At 70.8% G+C, this 22,918-nt stretch carries 23 protein-coding genes; 16 read left to right on the forward strand and 7 right to left on the reverse strand.

The window, feature by feature from the left end; genetic code table 11:
- The first annotated feature begins 129 nt into the window (after positions 1–129).
- The 3 genes from ACN20J_RS45365 (at position 130) to ACN20J_RS45375 (ending at position 5,818) form a co-directional block, all read left to right on the forward strand.
- Complete coding sequence (locus ACN20J_RS45365) at positions 130–1,389, forward strand: aspartate aminotransferase family protein (protein ID WP_189842638.1); 1,260 nt, start codon at positions 130–132, stop codon at positions 1,387–1,389.
- 122 nt (positions 1,390–1,511) lie between these two features.
- Positions 1,512–4,370 (forward strand): FAD-binding and (Fe-S)-binding domain-containing protein, encoded by a 2,859-nt coding sequence (locus ACN20J_RS45370; RefSeq protein WP_419669072.1) that lies wholly within the window; start codon positions 1,512–1,514, stop codon positions 4,368–4,370.
- A 5-nt stretch (positions 4,371–4,375) separates the two neighbouring features.
- A complete protein-coding gene (locus ACN20J_RS45375) occupies positions 4,376–5,818 on the forward strand; it encodes an NAD-dependent succinate-semialdehyde dehydrogenase (protein ID WP_419669073.1) in 1,443 nt (480 codons plus the stop codon).
- A gap of 55 nt (positions 5,819–5,873) precedes the next feature.
- On the opposite strand, the gene ACN20J_RS45380 is transcribed toward ACN20J_RS45375, so the two are convergent.
- Complete coding sequence (locus ACN20J_RS45380; protein ID WP_189842637.1) at positions 5,874–6,290, reverse strand: hypothetical protein; 417 nt, start codon at positions 6,288–6,290, stop codon at positions 5,874–5,876.
- A 201-nt stretch (positions 6,291–6,491) separates the two neighbouring features.
- Between ACN20J_RS45380 and ACN20J_RS45385 the strand changes: the two genes are divergently transcribed.
- Together ACN20J_RS45385 and ACN20J_RS45390 are read left to right on the forward strand one after the other, a co-directional pair.
- Complete coding sequence (locus tag ACN20J_RS45385; protein WP_189842636.1) at positions 6,492–6,965, forward strand: DUF5990 family protein; 474 nt, start codon at positions 6,492–6,494, stop codon at positions 6,963–6,965.
- Positions 6,966–7,069: 104 nt separating this feature from the next.
- Positions 7,070–7,813: a nuclear transport factor 2 family protein gene (locus ACN20J_RS45390; protein WP_419668307.1), complete on the forward strand. Its 744-nt coding sequence runs from the start codon at positions 7,070–7,072 to the stop codon at positions 7,811–7,813.
- A 50-nt stretch (positions 7,814–7,863) separates the two neighbouring features.
- Here ACN20J_RS45390 and ACN20J_RS45395 read toward each other — a convergent pair whose 3' ends face one another.
- Both ACN20J_RS45395 and ACN20J_RS45400 read right to left on the reverse strand, forming a co-directional pair.
- Entirely contained in the window at positions 7,864–8,814 is a 951-nt protein-coding gene (locus tag ACN20J_RS45395) for a hypothetical protein (protein WP_419668308.1), read from the reverse strand.
- A 111-nt stretch (positions 8,815–8,925) separates the two neighbouring features.
- Positions 8,926–9,372, reverse strand: coding sequence for a hypothetical protein (locus ACN20J_RS45400; RefSeq protein WP_259333869.1), 447 nt, complete (start codon positions 9,370–9,372; stop codon positions 8,926–8,928).
- 222 nt (positions 9,373–9,594) lie between these two features.
- Between ACN20J_RS45400 and ACN20J_RS45405 the strand changes: the two genes are divergently transcribed.
- The 3 genes from ACN20J_RS45405 (at position 9,595) to ACN20J_RS45415 (ending at position 13,819) form a co-directional block, all read left to right on the forward strand.
- Positions 9,595–10,644 carry a winged helix-turn-helix domain-containing protein gene (locus ACN20J_RS45405; RefSeq protein ID WP_361886442.1) on the forward strand — a complete coding sequence of 350 codons (1,050 nt, stop codon included), beginning with the start codon at positions 9,595–9,597 and terminating at the stop codon, positions 10,642–10,644.
- A 135-nt stretch (positions 10,645–10,779) separates the two neighbouring features.
- Complete coding sequence (locus ACN20J_RS45410; protein ID WP_419668309.1) at positions 10,780–11,952, forward strand: serine hydrolase domain-containing protein; 1,173 nt, start codon at positions 10,780–10,782, stop codon at positions 11,950–11,952.
- A gap of 190 nt (positions 11,953–12,142) precedes the next feature.
- The gene (locus ACN20J_RS45415) at positions 12,143–13,819 is read left to right on the forward strand and encodes a cellulase family glycosylhydrolase (RefSeq protein ID WP_419669074.1); all 1,677 of its coding nucleotides are present in this window, start codon (positions 12,143–12,145) and stop codon (positions 13,817–13,819) included.
- A 73-nt stretch (positions 13,820–13,892) separates the two neighbouring features.
- Here ACN20J_RS45415 and ACN20J_RS45420 read toward each other — a convergent pair whose 3' ends face one another.
- The gene (locus ACN20J_RS45420) at positions 13,893–14,597 is read right to left on the reverse strand and encodes a GAF and ANTAR domain-containing protein (RefSeq protein ID WP_361886448.1); all 705 of its coding nucleotides are present in this window, start codon (positions 14,595–14,597) and stop codon (positions 13,893–13,895) included.
- Positions 14,598–14,709: 112 nt separating this feature from the next.
- Positions 14,710–15,084, reverse strand: a complete 375-nt coding sequence (locus tag ACN20J_RS45425; RefSeq protein ID WP_361990168.1) for a MerR family transcriptional regulator — start codon at positions 15,082–15,084, stop codon at positions 14,710–14,712.
- Between the two features lie 79 nt (positions 15,085–15,163).
- Between ACN20J_RS45425 and ACN20J_RS45430 the strand changes: the two genes are divergently transcribed.
- The 3 genes from ACN20J_RS45430 to ACN20J_RS45440 all read left to right on the forward strand — a co-directional run bounded on the left by ACN20J_RS45430 (position 15,164) and on the right by ACN20J_RS45440 (position 17,302).
- On the forward strand, positions 15,164–16,066 hold the full coding sequence (locus tag ACN20J_RS45430; protein WP_419668310.1) for an NAD(P)-dependent oxidoreductase: 903 nt from the start codon (positions 15,164–15,166) through the stop codon (positions 16,064–16,066).
- 103 nt (positions 16,067–16,169) lie between these two features.
- Complete coding sequence (locus ACN20J_RS45435; protein ID WP_189842627.1) at positions 16,170–16,601, forward strand: PPOX class F420-dependent oxidoreductase; 432 nt, start codon at positions 16,170–16,172, stop codon at positions 16,599–16,601.
- Positions 16,602–16,897: 296 nt separating this feature from the next.
- Positions 16,898–17,302 carry a hypothetical protein gene (locus tag ACN20J_RS45440; RefSeq protein WP_189842626.1) on the forward strand — a complete coding sequence of 135 codons (405 nt, stop codon included), beginning with the start codon at positions 16,898–16,900 and terminating at the stop codon, positions 17,300–17,302.
- A 112-nt stretch (positions 17,303–17,414) separates the two neighbouring features.
- Here ACN20J_RS45440 and ACN20J_RS45445 read toward each other — a convergent pair whose 3' ends face one another.
- Positions 17,415–17,870 carry an ATP-binding protein gene (locus ACN20J_RS45445; RefSeq protein WP_419668311.1) on the reverse strand — a complete coding sequence of 152 codons (456 nt, stop codon included), beginning with the start codon at positions 17,868–17,870 and terminating at the stop codon, positions 17,415–17,417.
- An 85-nt stretch (positions 17,871–17,955) separates the two neighbouring features.
- Positions 17,956–18,129 (reverse strand): CsbD family protein, encoded by a 174-nt coding sequence (locus ACN20J_RS45450; protein WP_269649886.1) that lies wholly within the window; start codon positions 18,127–18,129, stop codon positions 17,956–17,958.
- Between the two features lie 172 nt (positions 18,130–18,301).
- Between ACN20J_RS45450 and ACN20J_RS45455 the strand changes: the two genes are divergently transcribed.
- The 5 genes from ACN20J_RS45455 to ACN20J_RS45475 all read left to right on the forward strand — a co-directional run bounded on the left by ACN20J_RS45455 (position 18,302) and on the right by ACN20J_RS45475 (position 22,901).
- The gene (locus ACN20J_RS45455) at positions 18,302–19,267 is read left to right on the forward strand and encodes a YihY/virulence factor BrkB family protein (protein ID WP_419668312.1); all 966 of its coding nucleotides are present in this window, start codon (positions 18,302–18,304) and stop codon (positions 19,265–19,267) included.
- A gap of 234 nt (positions 19,268–19,501) precedes the next feature.
- Positions 19,502–19,705: a cold-shock protein gene (locus ACN20J_RS45460; protein ID WP_055614959.1), complete on the forward strand. Its 204-nt coding sequence runs from the start codon at positions 19,502–19,504 to the stop codon at positions 19,703–19,705.
- 213 nt (positions 19,706–19,918) lie between these two features.
- Complete coding sequence (locus ACN20J_RS45465; protein WP_419668313.1) at positions 19,919–21,448, forward strand: DEAD/DEAH box helicase; 1,530 nt, start codon at positions 19,919–19,921, stop codon at positions 21,446–21,448.
- Between the two features lie 120 nt (positions 21,449–21,568).
- A complete protein-coding gene (locus ACN20J_RS45470) occupies positions 21,569–22,000 on the forward strand; it encodes a hypothetical protein (RefSeq protein WP_189842622.1) in 432 nt (143 codons plus the stop codon).
- Positions 22,001–22,133: 133 nt separating this feature from the next.
- Positions 22,134–22,901 carry a YqjF family protein gene (locus ACN20J_RS45475; RefSeq protein ID WP_419668314.1) on the forward strand — a complete coding sequence of 256 codons (768 nt, stop codon included), beginning with the start codon at positions 22,134–22,136 and terminating at the stop codon, positions 22,899–22,901.
- Positions 22,902–22,918: the final 17 nt, after the last annotated feature.

Raw genomic sequence — 22,918 nt, forward strand, 5'->3', positions numbered from 1 at the left:
CCAAATGCCGTGCCCGGAGCGGACAGATCAGACGTTGTGGCGGTCCGGCTCCCTGGAAATGCTGAAGACGCCGAGCGAGAAACGCGAGAAACGACCGAGCGACATCCGACACAGCGCCGGGAGACGAACATGACCACACTGTCGCCGCACCTTCGCCAGGCCACGCCCGTGGTGGCGGTCCGGGGCGAGGGCGTCCACCTGTACGGGGAGGACGGCCGCCGCTATCTCGACTTCACCGCCGGCATCGGTGTCACCAGCACCGGCCACTGTCACCCCAGGGTCGTGGCCGCCGCCCAGGAGCAGGTCGGCACGCTCATCCACGGCCAGTACACGACGGTCATGCACCAGCCGCTGCGGCAGCTGGTCGACAGGCTGGGCGAGGTGCTGCCGGCGGGGCTGGACAGTCTGTTCTTCATGAACTCCGGCAGCGAGGCCGTGGAGGCCGCGCTGCGTCTGGCCCGACAGGCCACCGGCCGGCCGAACGTCCTGGTCTGCCACGGAGGCTTCCACGGCCGGACCGTGGCCGCCGCCTCCATGACCACCTCCGGCACCCGCTTCCGCTCCGGCTTCTCGCCGCTGATGAGCGGGGTGGTCGTCACCCCCTTCCCGACGACCTTCCGGTACGGCTGGGACGAGGAGACCGCGACCCGCTTCGCCCTCCAGGAGCTCGACTACACGCTCCAGACGATCTCCTCGCCCGACGACACGGCCGCCATCATTGTCGAGCCGGTCCTCGGCGAGGGCGGGTACGTGCCCGCGAACCAGGCCTTCCTCGAAGGGCTGCGCGAGCGGGCGGACCGCCACGGCTTCCTGCTGATCCTGGACGAGGTGCAGACGGGCGTGGGACGCACCGGCCGCTTCTGGGGCCACGACCACTTCGGCGTCACCCCGGACATCCTGGTCACCGCCAAGGGCCTGGCCAGCGGCTTCCCGCTGTCGGGCATCGCCGCCTCCGAGGAACTGATGCAGAAGGCCTGGCCGGGCTCGCAGGGCGGCACTTACGGCGCCAACGCTGTCGCCTGCGCCGCGGCCTGCGCCACTCTCGACGTCGTACGCGACGAGAAGCTCGTCGAGAACGCCGAGGCGATGGGGGCCCGGCTGCGGGCCGGTCTGGAGACGGTCGCCGCGAACACCCCCGGCATCGGGGACGTCCGAGGACTCGGCCTGATGCTCGGCACCGAGTTCGTGACCGAGGACGGGCAGCCGGACTCCGCGACGGCCGCACGTGTGCAACGGGCCGCGGTGGACGAGGGGTTGCTCCTGCTGCTGTGCGGAGCCTGGAACCAGGTCGTACGGATGATCCCGGCGCTCGTCGTCGACGAGACGGCGATCGACGACGGGCTGCGGGCCTGGACCGCCGCCGTGGCAACCGGAACCTCGGCGCCGTGAGCGCTGGTCCGGACTCCCTCACGGGCCACGAGGCGGCGACGCTGCCGCCTCGTGGGCCCGGCGCGTCGGCGGACGACGCCACCGAGGCGCTGTCGCGGCTGCTCGCCGGGACCGCCCCGGGGATGCGGGTCGACACGGGCGGCCGGACCGCCGCCTACGCGTACGACGCCTCCAACTACCGGGTGCCGCCACGGGCCGTGGCCTTTCCCCGCTCCGCCGCCGACGTCACCGCCGTACTGAACGCCTGCCGGGAACTGGGCATCCCCGTCACGGCCCGCGGTGGCGGCACCAGCATGGCGGGCAACGCGATCGGCCCGGGTGTCGTCCTGGACTTCTCCCGCCACATGAACCGCGTGCTGGACATCGATCCCGCGACCGGTCTCGCCAAGGTCGAGGCCGGCGTCGTACTCGACGAACTGCGCACCGCCGCGGGGAAGCACGGGCTCACCTTCGGCCCCGACCCGTCCTCGCACAGCCGGTGCACGCTCGGCGGCATGATCGGCAACGACGCATGCGGCAACCGGTCCGTACGCCACGGCCGGACCGGCCGCCACATCGAGTCGCTGGAGATCGTCACCGCCGATGGCGTCCACGCGATCGCCGACCACACCGGGCTGCACGCGGCCGATCCCGCGGACACCGCGTCCGTCGAGCGCGTCGCCGAACTCGCGGACGAGGTGCGGAAGTTGGTCGCGGACCGACTCGCACTCATCCGGACCGAACTCGGCCGCATCCCGCGCCAGGTCTCCGGCTACCAGCTCCAGCACCTGTTGCCCGAGCACGGCTTCGACATGGCCCGCGCCCTGGTCGGCACCGAGGGCACCTGCGCGGTCGTCGTCGCCGCGACCGTCCGCCTGGTGGCCACGGCTCCGGCCTCGGCCCTGCTGGCCCTCGGCTACGACGACGTCGTGGACGCCGCGGAGGACGTACCGGAGATCCTGCGCTGGTCGCCCACCGCCGTGGAGGGCATGGACGAGGCCATTGTCGCGACCATGCGCGCCCGCCGTGGAACGGACTCCGTCACCGGGCTGCCCGGCGGACGGGCCTGGCTGTACGTCGAACTCGACGGCGACGAGGAGGAGTTGGTCACCGCCCGAGCGGCCGAACTTCTCAACACCCTCAAGGCGCGCGGGCGGATGGCCGACGGGCGGCTGGTGGCGAGCCCGGGGGAGCGGCGGTCCCTGTGGCGGGTCCGCGAGGACGGTGCCGGTCTGGCCGCCCGCCTGCTCGACGGCGGGGAGTCCTGGCCCGGCTGGGAGGACGCGGCCGTCGCCCCGGAGGACCTGGCCGACTATCTGCGGGACTTCCGCGCGCTGCTGGCCGCGCACGAGCTGACCGGCGTGCTGTACGGGCACTTCGGCGCGGGCTGCGTCCATGTCCGCGTCGACTTCGACTTCGCCACGGACACCGGCCGGGCCGCCGCCCGCCGCTTCCTCCAGGAGGCGGCCGCCCTGGTGGTCCGGCACGGCGGCACGCTCTCGGGCGAACACGGCGACGGCAGGGCGCGCGGTGAGCTGCTGGAGGTCATGTACAGCGACCGGATGATCCGGGCCTTCGCCGCGTTCAAGCGCGCCTTCGACCCGGAGGGCCTGCTGAACCCGGGCGTCATCGTGACACCGGCCGCGCTCGACGCCGACCTCGCCCTGCACGGCCCGCCGGTACCGGACGGCCGCACGACGCTCTTCACCTTCCCGCACGACGAGGACGGCTTCGCTGGCGCCGCCCGCCGCTGTGTCGGCATCGGCCGCTGTCGCTCCGACGCGTCGGCGGGCGGCGTGATGTGCCCCAGCTACCGCGCCACCGGCGACGAGAACGACTCCACCCGTGGCCGGGCACGGGCCCTCCAGGAGATGTTGCGCGGCGAGACCGTCCACGACGGCTGGCGCTCAACGGACGTCCGCGACGCCCTCGACCTGTGCCTGTCCTGCAAGGCGTGCTCCACCGACTGCCCGGTGGGCGTCGACATGGCCACGTACAAGGCGGAGTTCCTGCACCAGCACTACCGGGGGCGGATCCGGCCCCGCTCCCACTACTCACTGGGGTGGCTGCCGTTCACCTCGGCCCTGGCGGGTCTGGTCGCGAGGCCGCTGAACGCGCTGCTCCGCGGGCCCGTCGGCAGGCTGCTCGCGCGGGTGGGCGGCGTCACCAGGAAACGTACGATCCCCGCCTTCGCCTCCCGGCGCTCGCTGCGGTCCGCCCTGCGCACGTCCGGCACCGACGAACCGGCCGCACTGCTCTTCGTCGACAGCTTCACGCGCGCCTTCCGCCCGCAGGTGGCCGGGGCCACCGCACGCGTGCTCGCCGACGCCGGGATACCGAGCGCGGCGCGGGATGGCCTGTGCTGCGGGCTGACCTGGGTCAGCACCGGCCAACTGTCCGTGGCGCGGCGGGTCATGGCCCGTACCGTGGCCCGGCTCGACGGCGGACCCGACAGCGAGCTGCCGATCGTCGTGGCCGAGCCCAGCTGCGCCGCCGCGCTCAAGCGCGATGTGCCCGAACTGCTCGGCACCGACGCCGCCCGGCGGGTCGCGGCCCGGGTCCACACCCTGACCGGCGCGTTGACCGACCTCGCAGCACCCGACTGGAGCCCGCCCCCGCTGCCGGAGTCGGTGCTGCTGCAGACCCACTGCCACGAGTACGCGACCTTCGGCAGCCGCCGCCCCCGCGATCTGCTGACCCGCCTCGGGGTGGACGAGGTGACCGAGGCGGAGGGCTGCTGCGGCCTCGCCGGGAACTTCGGCTTCGAGGAACAGCACTACGACACCTCGATGGCCGTCGCCGACCTGTCGCTCCGACCGCGCCTCGACGCGGCTGCGGCCGACGGCAGACCGACCGTGGTGGCCGACGGCTTCAGCTGCGCCACCCAGATCGACCACCTCGACCAGCTCGCGGGCGGCCGGGGAACCGTTGCCGTACATCTCGCGGAACTGCTCGACCCCGCCGCCCCCGCCCGTGCCGACCAGCCTGGAGACACACCGTGAGCATCCTGAACGACGTACCCAAGCAGCTGTTCATCGGCGGCAAGTGGCTGGACGCCGAAGCCGGCGCCACGATGCCCGTGGACGACCCGGCGACCGGCGAGATCCTCTGCCAGGTCGCCGACGCCGGCCCCGAGGACGCCCGGCTCGCCGAGGAGGCCGCCGTCGGGGCGCAGGAGGAGTGGGCCCGTACGGCACCCCGCGCACGCAGCGAGATCCTGCGCCGCGCCTACGAGATCATCCTTTCCCGCACCGACGAGCTCGCCCTGCTGATGACCTCCGAGATGGGCAAGCCGCTGGCCGAGGCCCGCGGTGAAGTGGCGTACGCGGCCGAGTTCTTCCGCTGGTTCTCCGAGGAGGCGGTCCGCATCGACGGCGGCGGCTATGGCGTGCTGCCCGACGGCCGCAACCGGATGCTGCTGACGCGCCGCCCCGTCGGTCCCTGTCTGCTGATCACCCCGTGGAACTTCCCGCTGGCCATGGGCACCCGCAAGATCGGGCCCGCGATCGCGGCGGGCTGCACGATGGTGTTCAAGCCCGCCCCGCAGACCCCGCTGACCAGCCTCGCGCTGGCCGGGATCCTCCGGGAGGCGGGGCTGCCGGACGGCGTGCTGAACGTCGTCACCACCTCACGGGCCGACAAGGTCGTCGAGCCACTCCTGAGGGGCGGCCGCATCCGCAAGCTGTCCTTCACCGGCTCCACGCAGGTCGGCCGGATCCTGCTCGCCCAGTGCGCGGACACCGTCGTACGCGCCTCGATGGAGCTGGGCGGCAACGCGCCGTTCATCGTCTTCGACGACGCCGACCTCGACGCCGCCGTGGACGGCGCGATGATCGCCAAGATGCGCAACATGGGCGAGGCATGCACGGCCGCCAACCGCTTCTTCGTGCACAGCTCAGTGGCGGACGAGTTCGCCGTGCGGCTCGCCGAACGCATGGGGGCGCTCGTCGTGGGACCCGGCACGCGGGACGGCGTGGACGTGGGCCCGCTGATCGACGACGCGGGCCGCGCCAAGGTCGAGGAACTGGTCGCCGACGCCGTCGGACGAGGCGCCCGGGTGCTCGTCGGCGGATCCACCCCGGACGGGCCCGGCCGCTTCTACCCGCCGACCGTGCTGGCCGGCGTGGACCCGGGCAGCCGGCTGATGGACACCGAGATCTTCGGGCCGGTGGCGGCGATCCTCACCTTCGACGACGAGGACGAGGTGATCCGCGTGGCGAACGACACCCCGTGGGGGCTCGTCGGCTACGTCTTCACCGCGGGCCTGGACCGGTCGCTGCGGGTCAGCGAACGCCTGGAGGTCGGCATGGTCGGCCTCAACACGGGGCTCGTGTCCAATCCGGCGGCCCCCTTCGGCGGCATCAAGCAGTCGGGGCTGGGCCGTGAGGGCGGCCGGGTGGGGATCGACGAGTTCCTGGAGTACCAGTACCTGGCGATGCCGGTGAAGTGACCGGCCACGCGCCCGGCCCGCCGCCGCGGCCCGGGCGCGCACCGGTGCGTACGGCTCAGGAGCCCGGGTCGGTTCCGTCCAGCAGGGCCAGGACGCGCTCAGCCGTCTTCCGGCCGGCCCGCTGCTTGATCAGGCCCTCCTTCGCGACGGCCCGCACATGGATCGGGGTGGCCCACCCGCTCCCGCGAGTCACGTCCACGGTGATCACCACCGGGTTCATGGCGAGGGCTCCGCCGCTGGTGAGCACCCGCAGAGTCGCCCGGTCCGTCGTCGATTCCAGCACGACCGGATGCACACCGTGGGACACGCCGAAGAGCAGTGCGCGGACGCGTTCGAGGGCGGTGTCGAAATCCAGCGGCAGCTCACGGTCGAACTCGCCGACGTCGTTCCGCAGGAACCGGGCGGCGAACTTCCCACCGGGATTGATACTGCCGAGGGCTTCCGCCAGGAGCCTGTCCTCCGGCTGCCGCATTCGACCTCCCCCTTCTGTGCCTGCCGGTCGAGGTGGTTCGCCAAGAGTGCGCCACCCGTCAGGGCTTTTCAACGCACATCTTTCGCCCCCGCCGCCCCTACCCATTCCCATCCCTTGTCAGGGGCTCCGCCCCCGAACCCCCGCTCCTCAAACGCCGGAGGGGCTGATCCGGCCCTGGACAGCGAAGCGATGATGGCAGGTATGCGTATCCGAATCGACGCCGTCGACCTGCCCGGCCGTACCAGTCCTGCCCCCGCCGACGGCAAGGTCCCGGCGTACGACAACATCCATGTCGCCGTCCAACGCCGGGACCGGCCGGCCGAACTCCTCGAACCGCACCCGGGCGACGCCAAGTCTGCGACCTGGACCCTGGAGTGCACCGCGGTCACCTCAGCGACCGGCACCGACATCAAGGGCCCCTACGTGCAGGACCGGCTGGGCCGCCGGTTCATCTACCTGTCGTGGGGCACGGTCGACGAGTCCGGCGTCTTCAGCATGTTCCGCCGCGCCAAGCTCATGCTCGACGTGGTCCCGGAAGAGGTACTCGCCGAAGCGGCTCGCGATGGCCTGCTGGTGGCCCGCCTCGGCCTGACCGACGAACAGGGCGGCCCCCTGTGCGCCCGGGTCGAACCCCCACACGTGACCTGGACCGCCGAACCCGCCGAGGCGGCCTGACCGGCCGCGGACAAGAGATCCTGGCGGGGTGTCGATTCGGCGTACCGCTGTTCGTCGGTGGGGTGCAGGGGCTCACAAGGGCCTCGTCAATACCTGGAGGAACCATGAAGTACATGCTGCTGGTCTGCGGAGACGACACCGCCGACACCTCCGGCATGGCCCCCGTCGAACCCTGGGTCGAGGAGCAGGGCGTCCAGCGCGGCGTACGGCTGCACGGCCACCGTCTGCGGCTGCCCGCCGACGCGGTCACCGTGCGGGTGCGCAACGGCGAAGTGCTGCGCACCGACGGGCCGTTCGCGGAGACGAAGGAGTACGTCGCCGGGTTCGACATCCTCGAGTGCGACAGCCTGGAGGAGGCCGTCGAGGTGGCGGCGAAGCATCCGGTGGCGACCATCGGCGCCATGGAGGTGCGCGCGTTCTGGGACGACGAGGACTCCGAGGGGGAGATCCGCCGCCTGGACGCGGAACTGACCGCGGCCGGCCGCGAGCGGGACTTCGACCGGGCGATGGCCTGCTATGCGCCTGACGTCGAGGTCTTCCACCCCGTGAGCGGTCTGGAACAGCGCGGGATCGAGGCCCTCCGCAAGGCCGAGGAGATGTGGTTCTCCACGCTGGCCGGGCCGGTCGAGCGCGAGGTCCTCGAATTCCGCGTACGGGTCGACGAGAGCGTCGCGTTCAGCCACGCGCTCGTACGGATGCGCGCCACGCTGGTCGGCGGTGACTCGCTGGACACCACGGCGCGGGTGACCACCGGCTACCGCGCGGCGGGCGACAGCTGGCAGATCGTCCACCAGCACACGTCCGTTCCCTTCGACGCGGGTATTGCGGGGACCTCCGCAACCGGATGAGGACCGGCAGGGGACTGGCCGGGTGCCGGTCGAGCGCCGGTCGCGTGCCGTCAGCCCGTCCTCAGCACCCGGTCCGCGTTGGTCACCTGCCTGCGGATGTCCCGCTTGATCGCGGCGAGTTCCCGGGTCTTCGCGCTCATCGCCCGCAGCTGGTAGGCCGCGTCGACCGAGGACCAGACGCCGATGACGTTCGTCTCGCGTTTGCACCGTACGTCCGTACCGGCCAGGTCGATCTCGGCTCGGGTGGCCTTCGGACCCGTGAACTCGGGTTCCTTGCCCGGTGCTTGGGTCGGATCGGCGTACTGGTGGCCGTGTCGCTTCATACAGCGCGACCAGGCGCGGAAGACCTCCACCACCCGTGGATCCTTCTGCGAGTCGCTGTAGCTGCCGATGTTGATGGTGCCGACGAGCTCCCGGTTGCCGATCTTCTCCGGGTCGCCCGACAGGGCCGCCGTGGCTTCCCCCTGGCATCCGCCCGCCGGGATGGCGCGCCCGCGTTCGTCCTTGCCCGCCGGGGTGCCGTCGTCGCGGAGACCGGTCAGGAGGAGCATCTCTTCGGGCCCGGGCTCGGGTCCCTCGCTCTGCTCCTTGGAGCGACTCGGTGCGGAGCCGGGGGCCGGGTGGTATCCGTACCGGGCCGCGAGCCGGGCGTCCGTGATCCCGTACCGGTGGGCAGTGTTGGCCGGATTCAGCGTGCCGGTGTTGGGCGCGGTCTCGGTGGGGACGGGCCAGCGGTGGCCGAAACGCTCCATGCAGGACGCGGTGAGCACGGCCCGCGCCCGGAACAGCCGGGCGACCTGCCGGTCGGTGAACAGGTAGGGCTCGATGGGCAGGACCAGCGATCCGACTTCGAGCATCGTCGGCACACCGGTCACGGGAGGCGGCCCTGACACCGTCGGCCCCGGCTCGGCAGCCTGTCCCTCCGCACAGCCCGCGAGGGCGGCGGAGAGGGCGACCGCGGCCCCGATCCGCAGTGTGCGCTGCCTGGTTCGCGCCCGCATGACATGTCCCCCTTGTGTGTGCGGCCGTACGAAGAGCCCGTACGAAGAGACCGTGCGACGGCTCGTACGGAAGGGCCCGTCCGAAGCTCTCGGACGGGCCCGAGCCCGATGTCAGCCGACGCGCCACCAGCTCATCGAGGCGTTGTTGTTCCGCACACCGTTGTTGAGCTGCCGGGAGTTGCCGGGGTAGAAGTCGTCGTAGGGAGCGCTGCCGCTCGCGTTGTAGTTCTCGTTGTAGTAGATCCGCGCGGCATAGTTCGCGTCGTTGTTCCAGGCGCGGTTCACGTTGTTCTTCACGCGCTGGCCGCTGCCTTCACCACCTGCGGCGAAGGTGTGCCCGGCGAAGTCGCTGACCCAGCCGGCGTACTTGCTCCAGGAGCTGTTGCCGGACGCGCTGTAGTAGAGGTAGATGTTGCCGTCCCAGTCGGCGCGCTGGGGCTGGGCGGGCGCGGACGCGTCGGCCTGGGCGGACGCCGGGGCGGTGGCCAGGACGGTGGTCCCGGCGACGAGAGCTGCCGCGACCGCGAGGGAACCGACCATTCGACGTGCAGTTGTCACGAAGTCCTCCGTTTGCCTACGGGCGGCGACGGAAGCCGTCGGCGGTTTCCGTCGCCGTACCCCCGTGGTGCCTGGCCCTGAAGCTAGGCCGGGTCCAGGAGCGCACAGGAACAGTTTCGGCCGTCGCCGAAAGACCAGGGCTGGCGAAATCGGAGCTATCGCGCCCTGCGTTCATCGGCAAGAGTGGGGCGCCTGGGGTAGCAGCCTTTCGGGGGGAAGCTGATGCTGCGTATCCATTTCAGTGCGGAGGACCTCGGCCGGATTCGCCTGGCGACCGGGCCCGATCCCGCTTGGGAAGCTCTGCTCAGCCTTCATGTGCTCGGCGGTCCCGACATCGATGTCGAGTTGCGGCGATGGCGCACGCACGTCCGGACGTCGATCGACACGGCCGCACGGCCCTTGCTGCATCTCGTTCCGCCGCGCGGGTACTCGCCCGACTTCCTGACACCGGCCGAGGGGACCACCGACCCCGAAGCGGCCATCGACACGATCCTGTCCACCTCGCACACTCGCCTGCGGACGGATGTGGAGACCCTCGGGCAGCAGCGACGACTGCCCTCGTGGGCGGCAGCGCTCGCCTCGGGACTGCCCGCTGCGAGACGAGGGCTGGGCACGGCCCTGCGTCGGTACCACCGGCAGGCGCTGCATCCGTACTGGACACAGATCAGCGCATCGGTGGACGCCGAACGGGCCCTGCGCGCCAAGGCGTTCCTGGCCGGCGGGACCGACCGGCTGCTGAGCGGGCTGCATCCCACGGTGCAATGGCGTGCGCCGGTCCTGCAGGTCGCCTATCCCGAGGACCGGGACGTGCACCTCCAGGGGCGTGGGCTGCGGCTCGTGCCCTCGTACTTCTGCCGAGGGAGGCCCATCGCGCTGCGCGACGGCTCCCTTGCCCCGGTCCTGGTGTATCCCGTGAGCCGCGGCATCGACTCCTTGCGGCCCGGCGGTGCCGTGGGGAGAGCGAGCGCACTCGACCGGCTCCTGGGCCGCACCCGGGCGGCGACCCTCGCCACGATCGCGGAGGTGGATAACGCGACCGGCAACGAGATCGCCCGCCGCCTGGCCATCTCGCCCGCGTCGGTCAGCGAACACGCGACGGTGCTGCGTGACGCGGGCCTGATCCACAGCCTGCGCGTACGCAACACCATGCGCCACACCCTGACGCCACTGGGCACGGAGCTCCTGGACGGCCGGGCGGCACGGCCGTCCGAGGCGGCGGAGCAGGGCGACGCGGACGGCGCGGCGGGAGCGCTTGCTCCGTCGACCAGATGAGCAACTCGGGCTTCGGGTGGGGCGGACACGCCACTGCCCGGCGCCCTGATCGGCTGTTTGGCTCAGGTGCGCGAGCGGTGAGTCCCGGGCGAGCCGATGCTGGGCGTGTCCTGCCCCGTCTGCCCGGGAATGATGATGCCGCTTCAGCGCCACTCTCGCCTTCACCTGTGCCTGGTCACTCTGCTGGCCACCGTCTCGATCGGCAGCGGCACGCTGCACCCGGCCGCCGCCGCGCCCGGCGACGGTTCCCGCGACCAACCGGACCAACTGCAGCGACAGCTCGACGGGCTGGTCGCCGCTCCGGGTGGTCCGCCGGGAGTGGTGGTCCTCCTGCAGAGCGGCGACAAGCGTCGTGTGCTGCGCGCCGGAGTCGCCGACCTGACGACCGGCCGCCCGATCGGCCCCAGCGACCACACCCGGACCGCCAGCGCGAGCAAGGCCTACAGCGGCGCGGTGGCCCTGCATCTCGTGCAGCAGGGCGCGCTGGACCTGGACGACACCATCAAGGCCCGACTGCCACACCTGCCCCGAGCCTGGGCCAAGGTGACGTTGCGACAGCTGCTGCAGCACACCAGCGGTCTGCCCGACTACAGCCGCGATCCGAAGTTCCTGCGCCTGCTCGCGGCCGACCCCCGACGGCACTTCGACTCACGACGCCTGCTCGACTTCGTCCGTGGCAAGCGTCTGCTGTTCGGCCCGGGCTCCCAGTACCACTACTCGAACTCGGACAACATCGCCGTAGCCCTCATGGCCGAAGCGGTGACCGGCGAACCCTACGAGACGCTGCTCCGCAAGATCGTCTACCGGCCCCTGGGCCTGCACGAGACCAGCCTCCCGCAGGGGTACGAGATGGTGCGGCCCTTCATGCACGGCTATGACGTCAGTGAGGTCCCGCCGCTGGACGTCAGCGAGTTGATCGGAGCCTCCGGGGTGTGGGCCTCGGGCGGAATCATCGCCACACCGCGGGACATGAACCGCTTCATCCGCGGCTACGCGAGCGGCGCACTGACCTCTCCGGCCGCGCTGCACGCACAGCGCCGCTGGGTCGACGGCGCCTCCGAACCGGCCGGCCCCGGCCGCAACAAGGCGGGGCTCGGCATCTTCCGCTACACCACCCGGTGCGGAGTGGTGCTCGGGCACACCGGAAACACCCCCGGCTACACCCAGCTGATCGCCGCGACACCGGACGGCCGACGCTCCCTCACCGTCTCGCTCACCACCCAGGTGAACCAGACCACGACCCCGGACCTGCTGAAGAAGCTCCGCACGATGGAGGAATCGGCGGTGTGTTCGCTGCTGCGCATGTAGTGATCGTGCAGTGATCGTGCGGTGGCGGCCCCGGAGGCCGCGCTGCGCGATGTATTGACATGTTCCTGCCGCAGTGCCTCTATGGGAGCGCTCCCACGTTTCTTCTGATGCTCAGGTTTCTTGGCGCTCACTCCCTGGAGTCGCAGTGAGAACAACAAGAAGCACCACACGAGGCACGACAAGAAGCACGATAGGAACCACGACGACCAGCGCGTTACGAACGAGCCGCGTCGCCGCCCTGCTGACCCGGCTGGTCACCCTCCTCGGGCTCGTCGCCCTCGGAGTCCTCGGTCCGGCGACGGCTCATGCCCAGTCGTCGCCCGGTGCTCTGGCCACCGGAATTCACATCAGCGACGGCCGCCTGGTCGAGGGCAACGGGAACGACTTCATCATGCGCGGCGTCAACCACGCCCACACGTGGTACCCGGGCGAGACGCAGACACTGGCGGACGTCAAGGCGCTCGGCGCCAACACAGTCCGCGTCGTCCTCTCCAACGGCCATCGCTGGACCAAGAACAGCGCGGCGGACGTCGCCGCCGTCGTCAGCCAGTGCAAGGCCAACCGGCTCATCTGCGTCCTGGAGGTGCACGACACCACCGGATACGGCGAGGACGCCGCGGCCGGCACGCTCGACCAGGCGGCCGACTACTGGATCGGCCTCAAGGACGTACTGGCCGGTGAAGAGAACTACGTCATCGTCAACATCGGCAACGAGCCCTGGGGCAACACCAACCCGGCCGGCTGGACCGATCCCACGATCGCCGCGATCAAGAAGCTGCGCAACGCCGGGTTCGAGCACACGATCATGGTGGACGCGCCCAACTGGGGCCAGGACTGGCAGGGCGTCATGCGGGCCAACGCCCAGACCGTCTACGACGCCGACACCACCGGCAACCTGATCTTCTCGATCCACATGTACAGCGTCTACGACACCGCCCAGGAGATCACTGACTATCTGAACGCCTTCGTCAACGCCGGACTCCCCATCCTCATCGGCGAGTTCGGCGGGCCTCCCGACCAGTGGGGCGACCCGGACGAGGACACCATGATGGCGGCGGCCCAGCAGCTCAGGCTCGGCTATCTGGCCTGGAGTTGGAGCGGCAACACGGACCCGATCCTCGACCTGTCGATCGGCTTCGACCCCGGCCGGCTCAGCTCCTGGGGCCAGCGCATCTTCAACGGCGCCAACGGCATCGCCCAGACCTCACGCGAAGCCACCGTCTTCGGCGGCGGCAACCCGGGGGACACCCAGGCCCCGACCGCCCCCGGAACCCCGACCGCCTCCGCGGTGACGGCCACCTCCCTCAGCCTCACCTGGACGGCCGCCACGGACAACGTCGGCGTCACCGGCTACGACGTCGTACGCGTCAGCGGCGGCTCCGAGAGCACGGTCGCCGCCTCCACCACCAACACCGTCGCCGTGACAGGCCTGACCGCCGACACGACGTACACCTTCGCCGTCTACGCCCGAGACGCGGCCGGGAACCGTTCGGCCCGCTCGGCCACGGTGAACGTCACCACGGACGAGGGCGGGAGCACTCCCGGTGTGGGCTGCTCGGTCGGTTACCGCATCATCGGCGAGTGGCCGGGCGGCTTCCAGGGGGAGATCACCATCCGCAACACGGGCACCACCGCGATTAGCGGCTGGACGCTCGCCTTCGCCTTCGCCAACGGCCAGACCGTCACCAACATGTGGGGCGGGACCCCCACCCAGAACGGCGGCGCGGTGAGGGTCACCCCCGCCTCCTACACGTCCACGATCCCCGCCGCCGGTTCGGTCACCGTCGGCTTCACCGGCAGCAAGGGCGCCGGCAACACCGCTCCGACCGCGTTCAGCCTCAACGGCAGCACCTGCGCCACCACTTGACCCGCTGTACGCGCTTGCCGGTGGGGGCCGTCAGCCCCTGCCGGTCAGGCGGGCCCGTTCCCGGCCGTGACGGTCAGCCCGGCTTCTCGCCCGTCTCGCAGATCAGGCGGGCGATCTCGCGGAGCTTTATGTTGCGGTCCTGAGATGCCTTCTTGAGGACTTTGAAGGCCGTGTCCTCGGTCAGCCCGTGGCGCTCCATGAGGATGCCCATGGCCTCGCCGATCTCGTGCCGGGTCTCCAGGGCGTGGCCGAGCTGCTGGTGCGTACGGGCCGCGGAGAAGGCCACGGCCGCGTGCGAGGCGAGGATCCAGCCGGCCTGCTGTGCGGCCTCGTCGAAGGTGCCAGGCTCCCGGGAGTACACGTTGAGGGCGCCGAGATCGTCGTCCTCGGTGAAGAGGAGGAAGCCCATCGCGCTGCCCATACCCAGCTTGTTCAGCTCGGGGGCGAAGCGGGGCCAGCGATCATGGGGTTGGCGCAGGTCCTGGATCGTGTAGACCTGCTGGCGGTCGGTCACGGCGTCGAAGCAGGGGCCTTCCTGCAGATCCTGCTGGATCCGGTCCGCGCGGCGCACGAGATCGCTCGTCGCCGCCAGCGCGTGCACCTCGCCCCGCCGTACGGTGAGAATGCCGGCGTGTTCGCATCCGTTGATCAGGACCGTCGCATGCTCCACGATGCGGTCCAGGGTGTCCTGCGCCGAGTCCTGGGCCAGCAGGTCCCGTGCCATCTCCGCCAGGGCGACGGCGAACCGCTCCCAGACCTCGCCCGGTTCATCCGTCATGTGTCACCCGCTTATGTGATCGAAGCGCCCTCGCGGCTCCACTGGGGGCCCATCTTGCCACCAGGGCGCCCCCACCGCGTCGTGCGGGCCAGACCTGTCCGGCGGAGCGCGATCACGCCTGAGATTCCTGAGTCACATGCCGCTCGGTGGCCTCGATGTAGTCGTGGAGGGCCTGGCGGGATCGCGTGAGCGTGTCGATGTGCTCGTCCAGCCCCTTCAGGCGCGCCCGAAGGGTGTCCAGGAGCTCTGGGCAGGGTTCGAGGTCGGGGGCCGTGCCCGTGACGCAGGGCTGCAGGTACCGGATCTCCTCGGTCGACAGTCCGGCTTCGAGCAGTCTCCTGATCTGGGCCACGGTCAGGACGGCGTCGTCCGAGTACTCGCGGTAGCCGCTGGTGCCGCGGTCGGGCTCCAGCAGCCCCTGGGCCTCGTAGTAGCGCAGCTGATGCGTGCGGATCCCGGTCCGCCGGCTCAACTCCCCGATCAGCATGCCGATTCCCCCTTGACCTTCATACCGGTGTGAACGTTGACGATTCTGCCATGACCACCGACACACCCAGGGGGAACTCATGACACAGAACCGCGACGCCGACCGCACGCCCGTGACGGTCATCGGACTGGGGCTGATGGGCCAGGCACTGGCCGGAGCGCTCCTGCGCGCCGGGCACCCCACGACCGTGTGGAACCGCTCGGCGGCGAAGGCCGAAACACTGATCGCACAGGGCGCGACACTCGCGGACTCGATCGCCGACGCCGTCGCGGCCGGTCCGCTCGTGGTCGTCTGCCTCTCGGACTACGACACCGCGCACAAGCTCCTCGATCCGGTCGGCGAGCTCCTCGACGGCAGGACCCTGGTGAACCTGACCTCGGGCACCTCGGCGCAGGCCCGTGAGACGGCCGAGTGGGCGGCGCGACACGGCAGCGACTACCTCGACGGCGTGATCCTGGCCGTTCCTCCGGGCATCGGCACGGCCGACGCCATCATCCTCTACAGCGGGCCCAGGGCTGCCTTCGACCTGCACGAGCCCGTACTGAGCAGCCTGGCCGAGGCAACGACGTACCTGGGCGGCGACCACACCCTGTCGGCGCTGCACGACATGGCCGTGCTGGGCCTGATGTGGGGCGTCCTGAACGGATTCCTGCAAGGTGCCGCGCTGCTCGGGGCGGCAGGAGTGGATCCCGCGGCGTTCGTCCCGCTCGTGAGGCAGGGGATCGGGATCGTGACCGACTGGTTGCCCGGTTACGCGCAGCAGATCAACGAGGGCACGTACCCGGCGTTCGACGCCACCCTCGACACCCACCGGGCCGCGATGGAGCACCTCGCCCACGAGAGCGAGTCCCGCGGCGTCAACGCCGACCTGCCCAGGTTCATCCAGGCCCTGGCGGACCGGGCCCTGGCCGATGGACGCGGTGGCGACGGCTACGCGGCGATGATCGAGCAGTTCCGCAAGCCCTCGGAGGCGCGATCATGACCGCCCGTCGGCCTCGCCCCGCCGACGGTGGGCCTTACCCCGTCGGGCGTCGGCGTCGCTCCGCCGGGAATAGCCGGCCCGCGGTCGCGACTTGGCCCTGGACATGACCGACACACCATTCGATCCACGCACGCTGCTCGCGGAGAGCCGGCTCGGCGTTCTCGCGACGATCAAGTCGGACGGCCGCCCCCAGCTGTCGCCCGTCATGCCCTTCTACGACCGGGAGGCCGGTGTTCTCTACGTTTCGATGACCGAGGGACGCGCCAAGACGGCGAATCTGCGCAGGGACCCGCGAGCGGCACTGGAGGTCACCGGCCCCGACGGCGGTTCGTGGGCGACGGCCGAGGGCACGGCGGCCCTCACCGGGCCGGGAACCGACCCCCACGGCCCGGAGGTCGAGGCGCTGGTCGCGTACTACCGGCGTGCCGCGGGTGAGCACCCGGACTGGGACGAGTACCGGTCGGCGATGGTCACCGACCGTAGAGTGCTCATGACGATGACGGTCACCCACGTGTACGGCGCCAGGATCCGCTGAAGGTGCCACGGTGAGCGCCGCCCGGGGCGGGCTCGGGCGGTTCGCCGACTGCGTGACGCACTCACGGTCGCAACACTCGGGGCTTGAAACCGAGGGGCGCGGGCTTGAAACCGAGGAGTGGGAGTCCGCAACCGGGACACCCGTCGGTCACGAGGGGCCGGACGAGCGGCTTCGGAGGGTGCTCCGGAGCCGCTCCGGCCGTGTTGTCAGTGCCCTCCGCAACAATGCGGAGCAGCGAGAACGTCATCGTCCCGGCGATGCGGGATCGCACCCGTCCGACGAAAGGCCGCCCGTACATGACGCCCACCCCCCACCGTCGAGCCGTGCCGCGCGCCCTGGACGGAGGGCCGCTGACGATGCTTCGAGCCCTCCCGCGCACACCCGCTCCGCTCGGCCCCGGCGGAGCCGAGGTGCTGCGTCTCATCACGGTGCAGCGCGTTCCCGTCTGGCTGACCGTGCACGCCAACGGCCGCCGCCGGTACGGCTACTGGCAACCCCTCAGTTCCGGTGCCGGGCTGGGTGTCAGCCATGTGGCCCTGCCCACCGACGAGTGCGACGCGCTGCAGGCGGCGGGCCGGATCGTGCTGGGGGACCCGGTCGTGGACCCGGCGAAGACCACGTATCCGGTGCGTCCCGCGGTGCCCGGCGCGCCACCCGCGGCGGGCACACCGCGCCAGACCCGGCAGGCCCTCTCGGCGTGAACCGAAGACCCTCCAGCCACGCGGCGGCTGAAGCCGGCCGATCCCGAAGCGAAGCCGGCTGACGCCGGAGCAGGAAGGCGGTGTCCGTCGGGAGGAGGGCCGTGCCCGGTCCCTACCGGGGCGAGAGCGGTACGACGGCGGTGATGCGCTTTCCGCCGGCGTCGAGCTCCGAGATCGTGATGTCCCGGGCGAGATGGCAGACGATCGGCCAGCCGTGGCCCCCGACCCGCATGAACCCCCGCTCGTCGATGTGCCGTGCCGATGTCGGCAGTTTCTCGCTGCGGTCGCTCACCGACAGGCGTACTTCCCAGTCGTCCAGCGTCACCTCGAACTGAGTGACACCGCCGCCGTGCAGCATCGCGTTGGTGGTGAGCTCCGAGGCGACGAGCAGGGCGTCGCCGACGGCCTCCTCACCGGCCACGGTGTCGCGCCTGCGGGCCTGTCGTGCGCCTTCGAAGGCGTGCCTGACCGCCTCGCGCACCTCGGCCGGACTCCGCGGCCCCGGTGAACGAGACCGGCCGGGGACCGTCACCGTGTCGATCGGGTGCGTCCGGTGCTCCCCGCACATTCTTCGCTCCTTCGCCTGAAAAGACCTGAAAGCAGGCGGGCCCGCCGCAAGCGCGCAGCGGGCCCTGCGGAATGGATGATCGACATCAGTGACGGAATATGTCCTTCGTCTTTTCCTTGGCCTGGCGGGCGTCACCCTTGGACTGCTCGGCCCGGCCCTCGGCGGTCAGCCGCTCGTTGCCGACCGCGCGGCCGGCAGCCTCCTTGGCCTTGCCCTTGGCCTGCTCCGTCTTGGCTCGCGCCTTCTGGTTCCTGGCCACTGCGATCACGTCCTCACTGCTTCGACGGTGCGCTCTACTATTACGGCTGACCGGGGAAAGCCCGTCCAAACACGGGTGGGTCGAGAATTCGGCGGGCTTCCCCCGAAGGGCCGAATCATTCCTGACCCGGAAAAGGATTCACCGAATTTCACAGAACGAGGAGTCGTGAGCGATGGGCACCGCTGAGCACGTCCCGCAGACGCGGGACATGATCGGGGAGGAGCTGTCCGGTGACGAGGCGCTCACCGCGCTGCGGCACTACGGGGGCCGTCGCCTGCTGGTGGACGCGTTCTCCCGCTTCCGCTACGCGGACGGCTTCACCAGCGCCCGCTCCCTCGGCTTCCAAGTGGTGCTGGGCATGGTGCCCTTCACCATCGCGCTGGTGGGCGTCGCCACCACCGTCCACACCGAGAGCGTCGGCCGGATCATCGAGCTCACCCTCAGCCGGATCGTGCCCGGCGCCAGCGCCGATCTGGTCGAGGACGCCCTGGCCGAGACCGAGCGCAGTGCCGGCTCCGGGATCTGGAGCGCCCTGGCGATGTGGCTGGGCCTGGCCTTCGCGATACTCAACCTGGCCTCGGCCATGGGCCAGGTCGAAAGGGGCGCCAACCGCATCTACGGGATCGAGCGGGACCGCCCGGTTCTGGCCAAGTACGGCCGGTCCCTGCTGCTCGCCCTCGCCGCGGGCATGCCGATGGTCCTCGGTTTCCTCGTCCTGGTCGCCGGAGACGCGGTGGGGGAGTCGGTGGTCCAGGCCCTCGGCTGGTCGCGCGACAACCTCGACTGGTGGGGACCGCTCCAGGTGCCGCTGGGCGTGGTGTTCGTCTGGGTCGCCTCGGCGGTGATCTTCCGCTGGGCACCCCGCAGGGACCAGCCGGGCTACACCTGGCTCGCCTTCGGCTCGGCGGTCCATCTGGTGCTGTGGGTCGCGGCCACCTGGCTGCTGGCCTTCTACGTGGCCAGCAGTGGGTCCTTCGGTGCCGTGTACGGGCCGCTCACGGCCTTCGTCGCGCTGCTGCTGTGGGCGAACCTCACCGGTATCGCGCTCTTCCTCGGTGTCGCCTTCGCCGCCCAGCTCGAAGCCGCCCGCGCCGGAATCACCGCCGCCGTGAAACCGGACCCGGGGCCCGGTCCCTGAACCCCTCGTCGGATCCCGTGGTGATCAGGGCGGGTCAGCCGTTGCCGTATGGGTGTGTCGTGATAGTCTTGATCCAGTTGCAATTGTAGTTCCCGCACACTTCAAGTGGCTCGGATGATTACATATCGCCGGGCGCTTTTGTATTTCCGGCGCTCTTTCCGGACGGGTTCATTGCGGCGACGCAGGGGTTCACACAGTGCGGACCCCCGGGTACTGCCCCGAAGGGGAAATGACATGGCTACTGGAACCGTCAAGTGGTTCAACTCGGAAAAGGGCTTCGGCTTCATCGAGCAGGAGGGCGGCGGCCCCGACGTCTTCGCCCACTACTCGAACATCGCCACCCAGGGCTTTCGTGAGCTCCAGGAGGGCCAGAAGGTGAACTTCGACATCACCCAGGGTCAGAAGGGCCCGCAGGCGGAGAACATCACGCCTGCCTGACGTCGAAATAGCTCGAGGCAGCTGGGGTCCCACCTCGCGGTGGGGCCCCAGCTTGCTGGTTTTTCCAGGAAGTCCCGACCCGGACTTCCTTCTTGTGTCACATCGCTGCGGCCGGTTCGTTTTCCGGTCCCGCACCCGGCTCGTTCTTGCAATTCGTTCGGCTCCTGTCCGCCGAGAATTCCTCGATACGTGCCCTATCGAGGAAGGTTCTTCATGAACCGTTCAGTTCGCACGAACGATGGTTTTTCCAAGGGCCGCAAGGACGGCTTCGGCGGTTCCGGCCGCGGCGGCCGTGCCCGTCCGCAGAGCCAGGGACGGCCCGTCACCCGGTCGGGTGGCAACGGGCGCCGGCCCGCGGCACTGCAGGGCGAGTTCACGCCGCCGACCACCATCACCCCGGGCCTCCCCGCGGTGGCGACCTTCGGTGAACTGGGCCTCCCCGCCGAGTTGCTGGAGACGCTCACCAGCCTCGGCGTGACCGAGCCGTTCCCGATCCAGGCCGCCACGCTGCCGAACTCCCTCGCGGGCCGTGACGTACTCGGCCGCGGGCGCACCGGCTCCGGCAAGACGCTCGCCTTCGGCCTGGCACTCCTCGTGCGCCTGGCCGGGCGGCGTGCCGAGCCCCGGAAGCCGCTCGCGATGGTCCTCGTTCCCACCCGCGAGCTGGCCCAGCAGGTCACCGACGCGCTGACCCCGTACGCCCGGCCGCTGAAGCTGCGGCTGGCCACCGTCGTCGGCGGTATGTCGATCGGCCGGCAGGCCGGTGCGCTGCGGGGCGGCGCCGAGGTCGTCGTCGCGACCCCGGGCCGTCTCATGGACCTCGTCGAGCGCAAGGACTGCCGCCTGGACCGGGTGGAGATCACCGTCCTGGACGAGGCGGACCAGATGGCCGACATGGGCTTCATGCCCCAGGTCACCGCGCTGCTCGACCAGGTACGGCCCGACGGTCAGCGGATGCTGTTCTCGGCCACCCTGGACCGCAACATCGACCTCCTGGTCCGGCGCTACCTCCACGACCCGGTGGTCCACTCGGTCGACCCGTCGGCGGGCACGGTCACCACGATGGAGCACCACGTGCTGTACGTGCACGGCGCCGACAAGCATGCCGCCGCCACGGAGATCGCCGCCCGCGACGGGCGGGTGCTGATGTTCCTGGACACCAAGCACGCCGTCGACCAGTTCACCCGGCACCTGCTGGGCAGCGGGGTGAAGGCCGCGGCGCTGCACGGCGGCAAGTCGCAGCCCCAGCGCACCCGCACCCTGGCCCAGTTCAAGGACGGCCACGTCACGGTGCTGGTGGCGACCAACGTCGCGGCCCGGGGCATCCACATCGACGACCTCGACCTGGTCGTCAACGTGGACCCGCCCAGCGACCACAAGGACTACCTGCACCGCGGAGGGCGTACGGCCCGCGCCGGGGAGTCCGGCAGTGTCGTCACGCTGGTGCTGCCCAACCAGCGCCGTGACATGACCCGTCTGATGTCCGACGCCCGCATCAGGCCTCAGATCACCCAGGTCCGCTCGGGCGAGGCCGAGCTGAGCCGCATCACCGGTGCTCAGGCGCCCTCCGGGATCCCCGTCAACGGAAGCGCGCCGGTCACGGAGCGCCCCCAGCGCGGCGGTACGCCCTTCCGCGGCATGGGCACCCGGCCGGGACGTACCGGTGGCGAGTCCCGCCGGTCCGCCGAAGCCCGCCAGACGGCCGAGGCACGCAAGGCCGCCCGGGTGCGACGCGGCGCCTAGGCCAGTCGGACAGGCCCGGGAACGAGCACACGGCAGTTCCCCGAGTGGCGGCGGACGCGGAGATCCACCATTTTGGTCCCAGATGCGATCATGTTGGCCACATCGGGGAAGTCGAGTCCCATGAGCGAATCAGAGTTTCCGCCCGAAGACCGGCCCGTGGACCTCTATCTCGACCTGTTGCGCGTGCGTATGGCGCCGTCGGACTACGCGGTGCTGCTCCGCATGGTCGAGCCTGTGCTGGAGGCGATGCAGGAGCAACGTGCTGGGCCGATCGAGTTGAGTCTCGAAGGCGAGGACGGTGCGAGCGTCTCGCAGGAGGTCCGTGACGAGGCGTCCCTCGTCGTGGCCGTCGCCGTCACGGGACGGCTGGACAACCAGATCGTCGAGATCGAGACCGAGGAGGTCGGACCCGTCAGGGTCGTCACGGACTCCGGCACCGCGGCCGACCCGGCCAGGTGCCAGGAGATCGCCGACTTCATCGGTGAACGACACCGCCAGGACGAGGAGCTGCGCGGCATCGCGGAGGTGAGCGGCCTGCCCACCGATGTCTGACCCTTGTCGCGCCCCCGGACCCGTCCGGGGCCGGCACACGACGGTGAGGCCCGGGACGACGGCACCGGTGCGTACCGGTGCCAGACGCGTCACACAGCACGCGTTCTCGCCGTGCCCCCGGCAAGGTCCTGCGATGCTTTCGCTCGTGTCGATCACCTCGTCCGTCCCGGAACCGATCACGCCCGACGCCCCGGTCGCACTGCCCCGCCCCCTGCTCACCCAGCAGTGGCTGGATCTCACCTTCGTGCACTGGGCCGTGGATCCGGCGGACGTGGCGGGACTGCTGCCGGACGGCACCGTTCCCGACACCGTGGACGGCGTCACCTTCGTCGGGCTGGTCGCGTTCCGGATGCACAAGGTGGGCTGGCTGCGCCTGCCGGGAGTGCCGTACCTCGGCTCCTTCCCGGAGACCAACGTGCGCCTGTACTCGGTGGACGCGCACGGTCGGCGCGGGGTGGTCTTCCGCTCCATGGACGCGTCCCGGCTCCTGCCGGTGGTCATGGGGCGGCTCGCGTTCCGGCTGCCGTACGTGTGGTCCCGTATGTCCGTGCGCAACGGCGAGGACACCGTCGGCTACACCAGCGCGAGGCGCGTGCCGGGACCGCGCGGCGCGTACAGCCGGCTCGTCGTCAGGCCCGGGGAGCGCATAACCGAGCCGACGGGTCTTGAGCACTTCCTGACCGCCCGATGGGGCATGCACAACCCGTTCTTCGGCGACGCCGGGTTTCTGCCGAACGACCATCCGCGCTGGCCGCTGCACCGGGCGACGCTGGTCTCGTGCGAGGAGAACCTCGTCGAGTCGGCCGGGCTGCCGACGCCGATGGGTGAACCCGTGAGCGTGCTGTACTCCCCGGGCGTCCCCGTGCGTCTCGGGCGCCCGATTCCTCCGCCGCGCGGTTGAGCCCTGACGCGGCCCCT

The sequence above is a fragment of the Streptomyces sp. 2-1 genome, from assembly GCF_048564895.1.
GTDB classification, from domain to species: domain Bacteria; phylum Actinomycetota; class Actinomycetes; order Streptomycetales; family Streptomycetaceae; genus Streptomyces; species Streptomyces phaeochromogenes.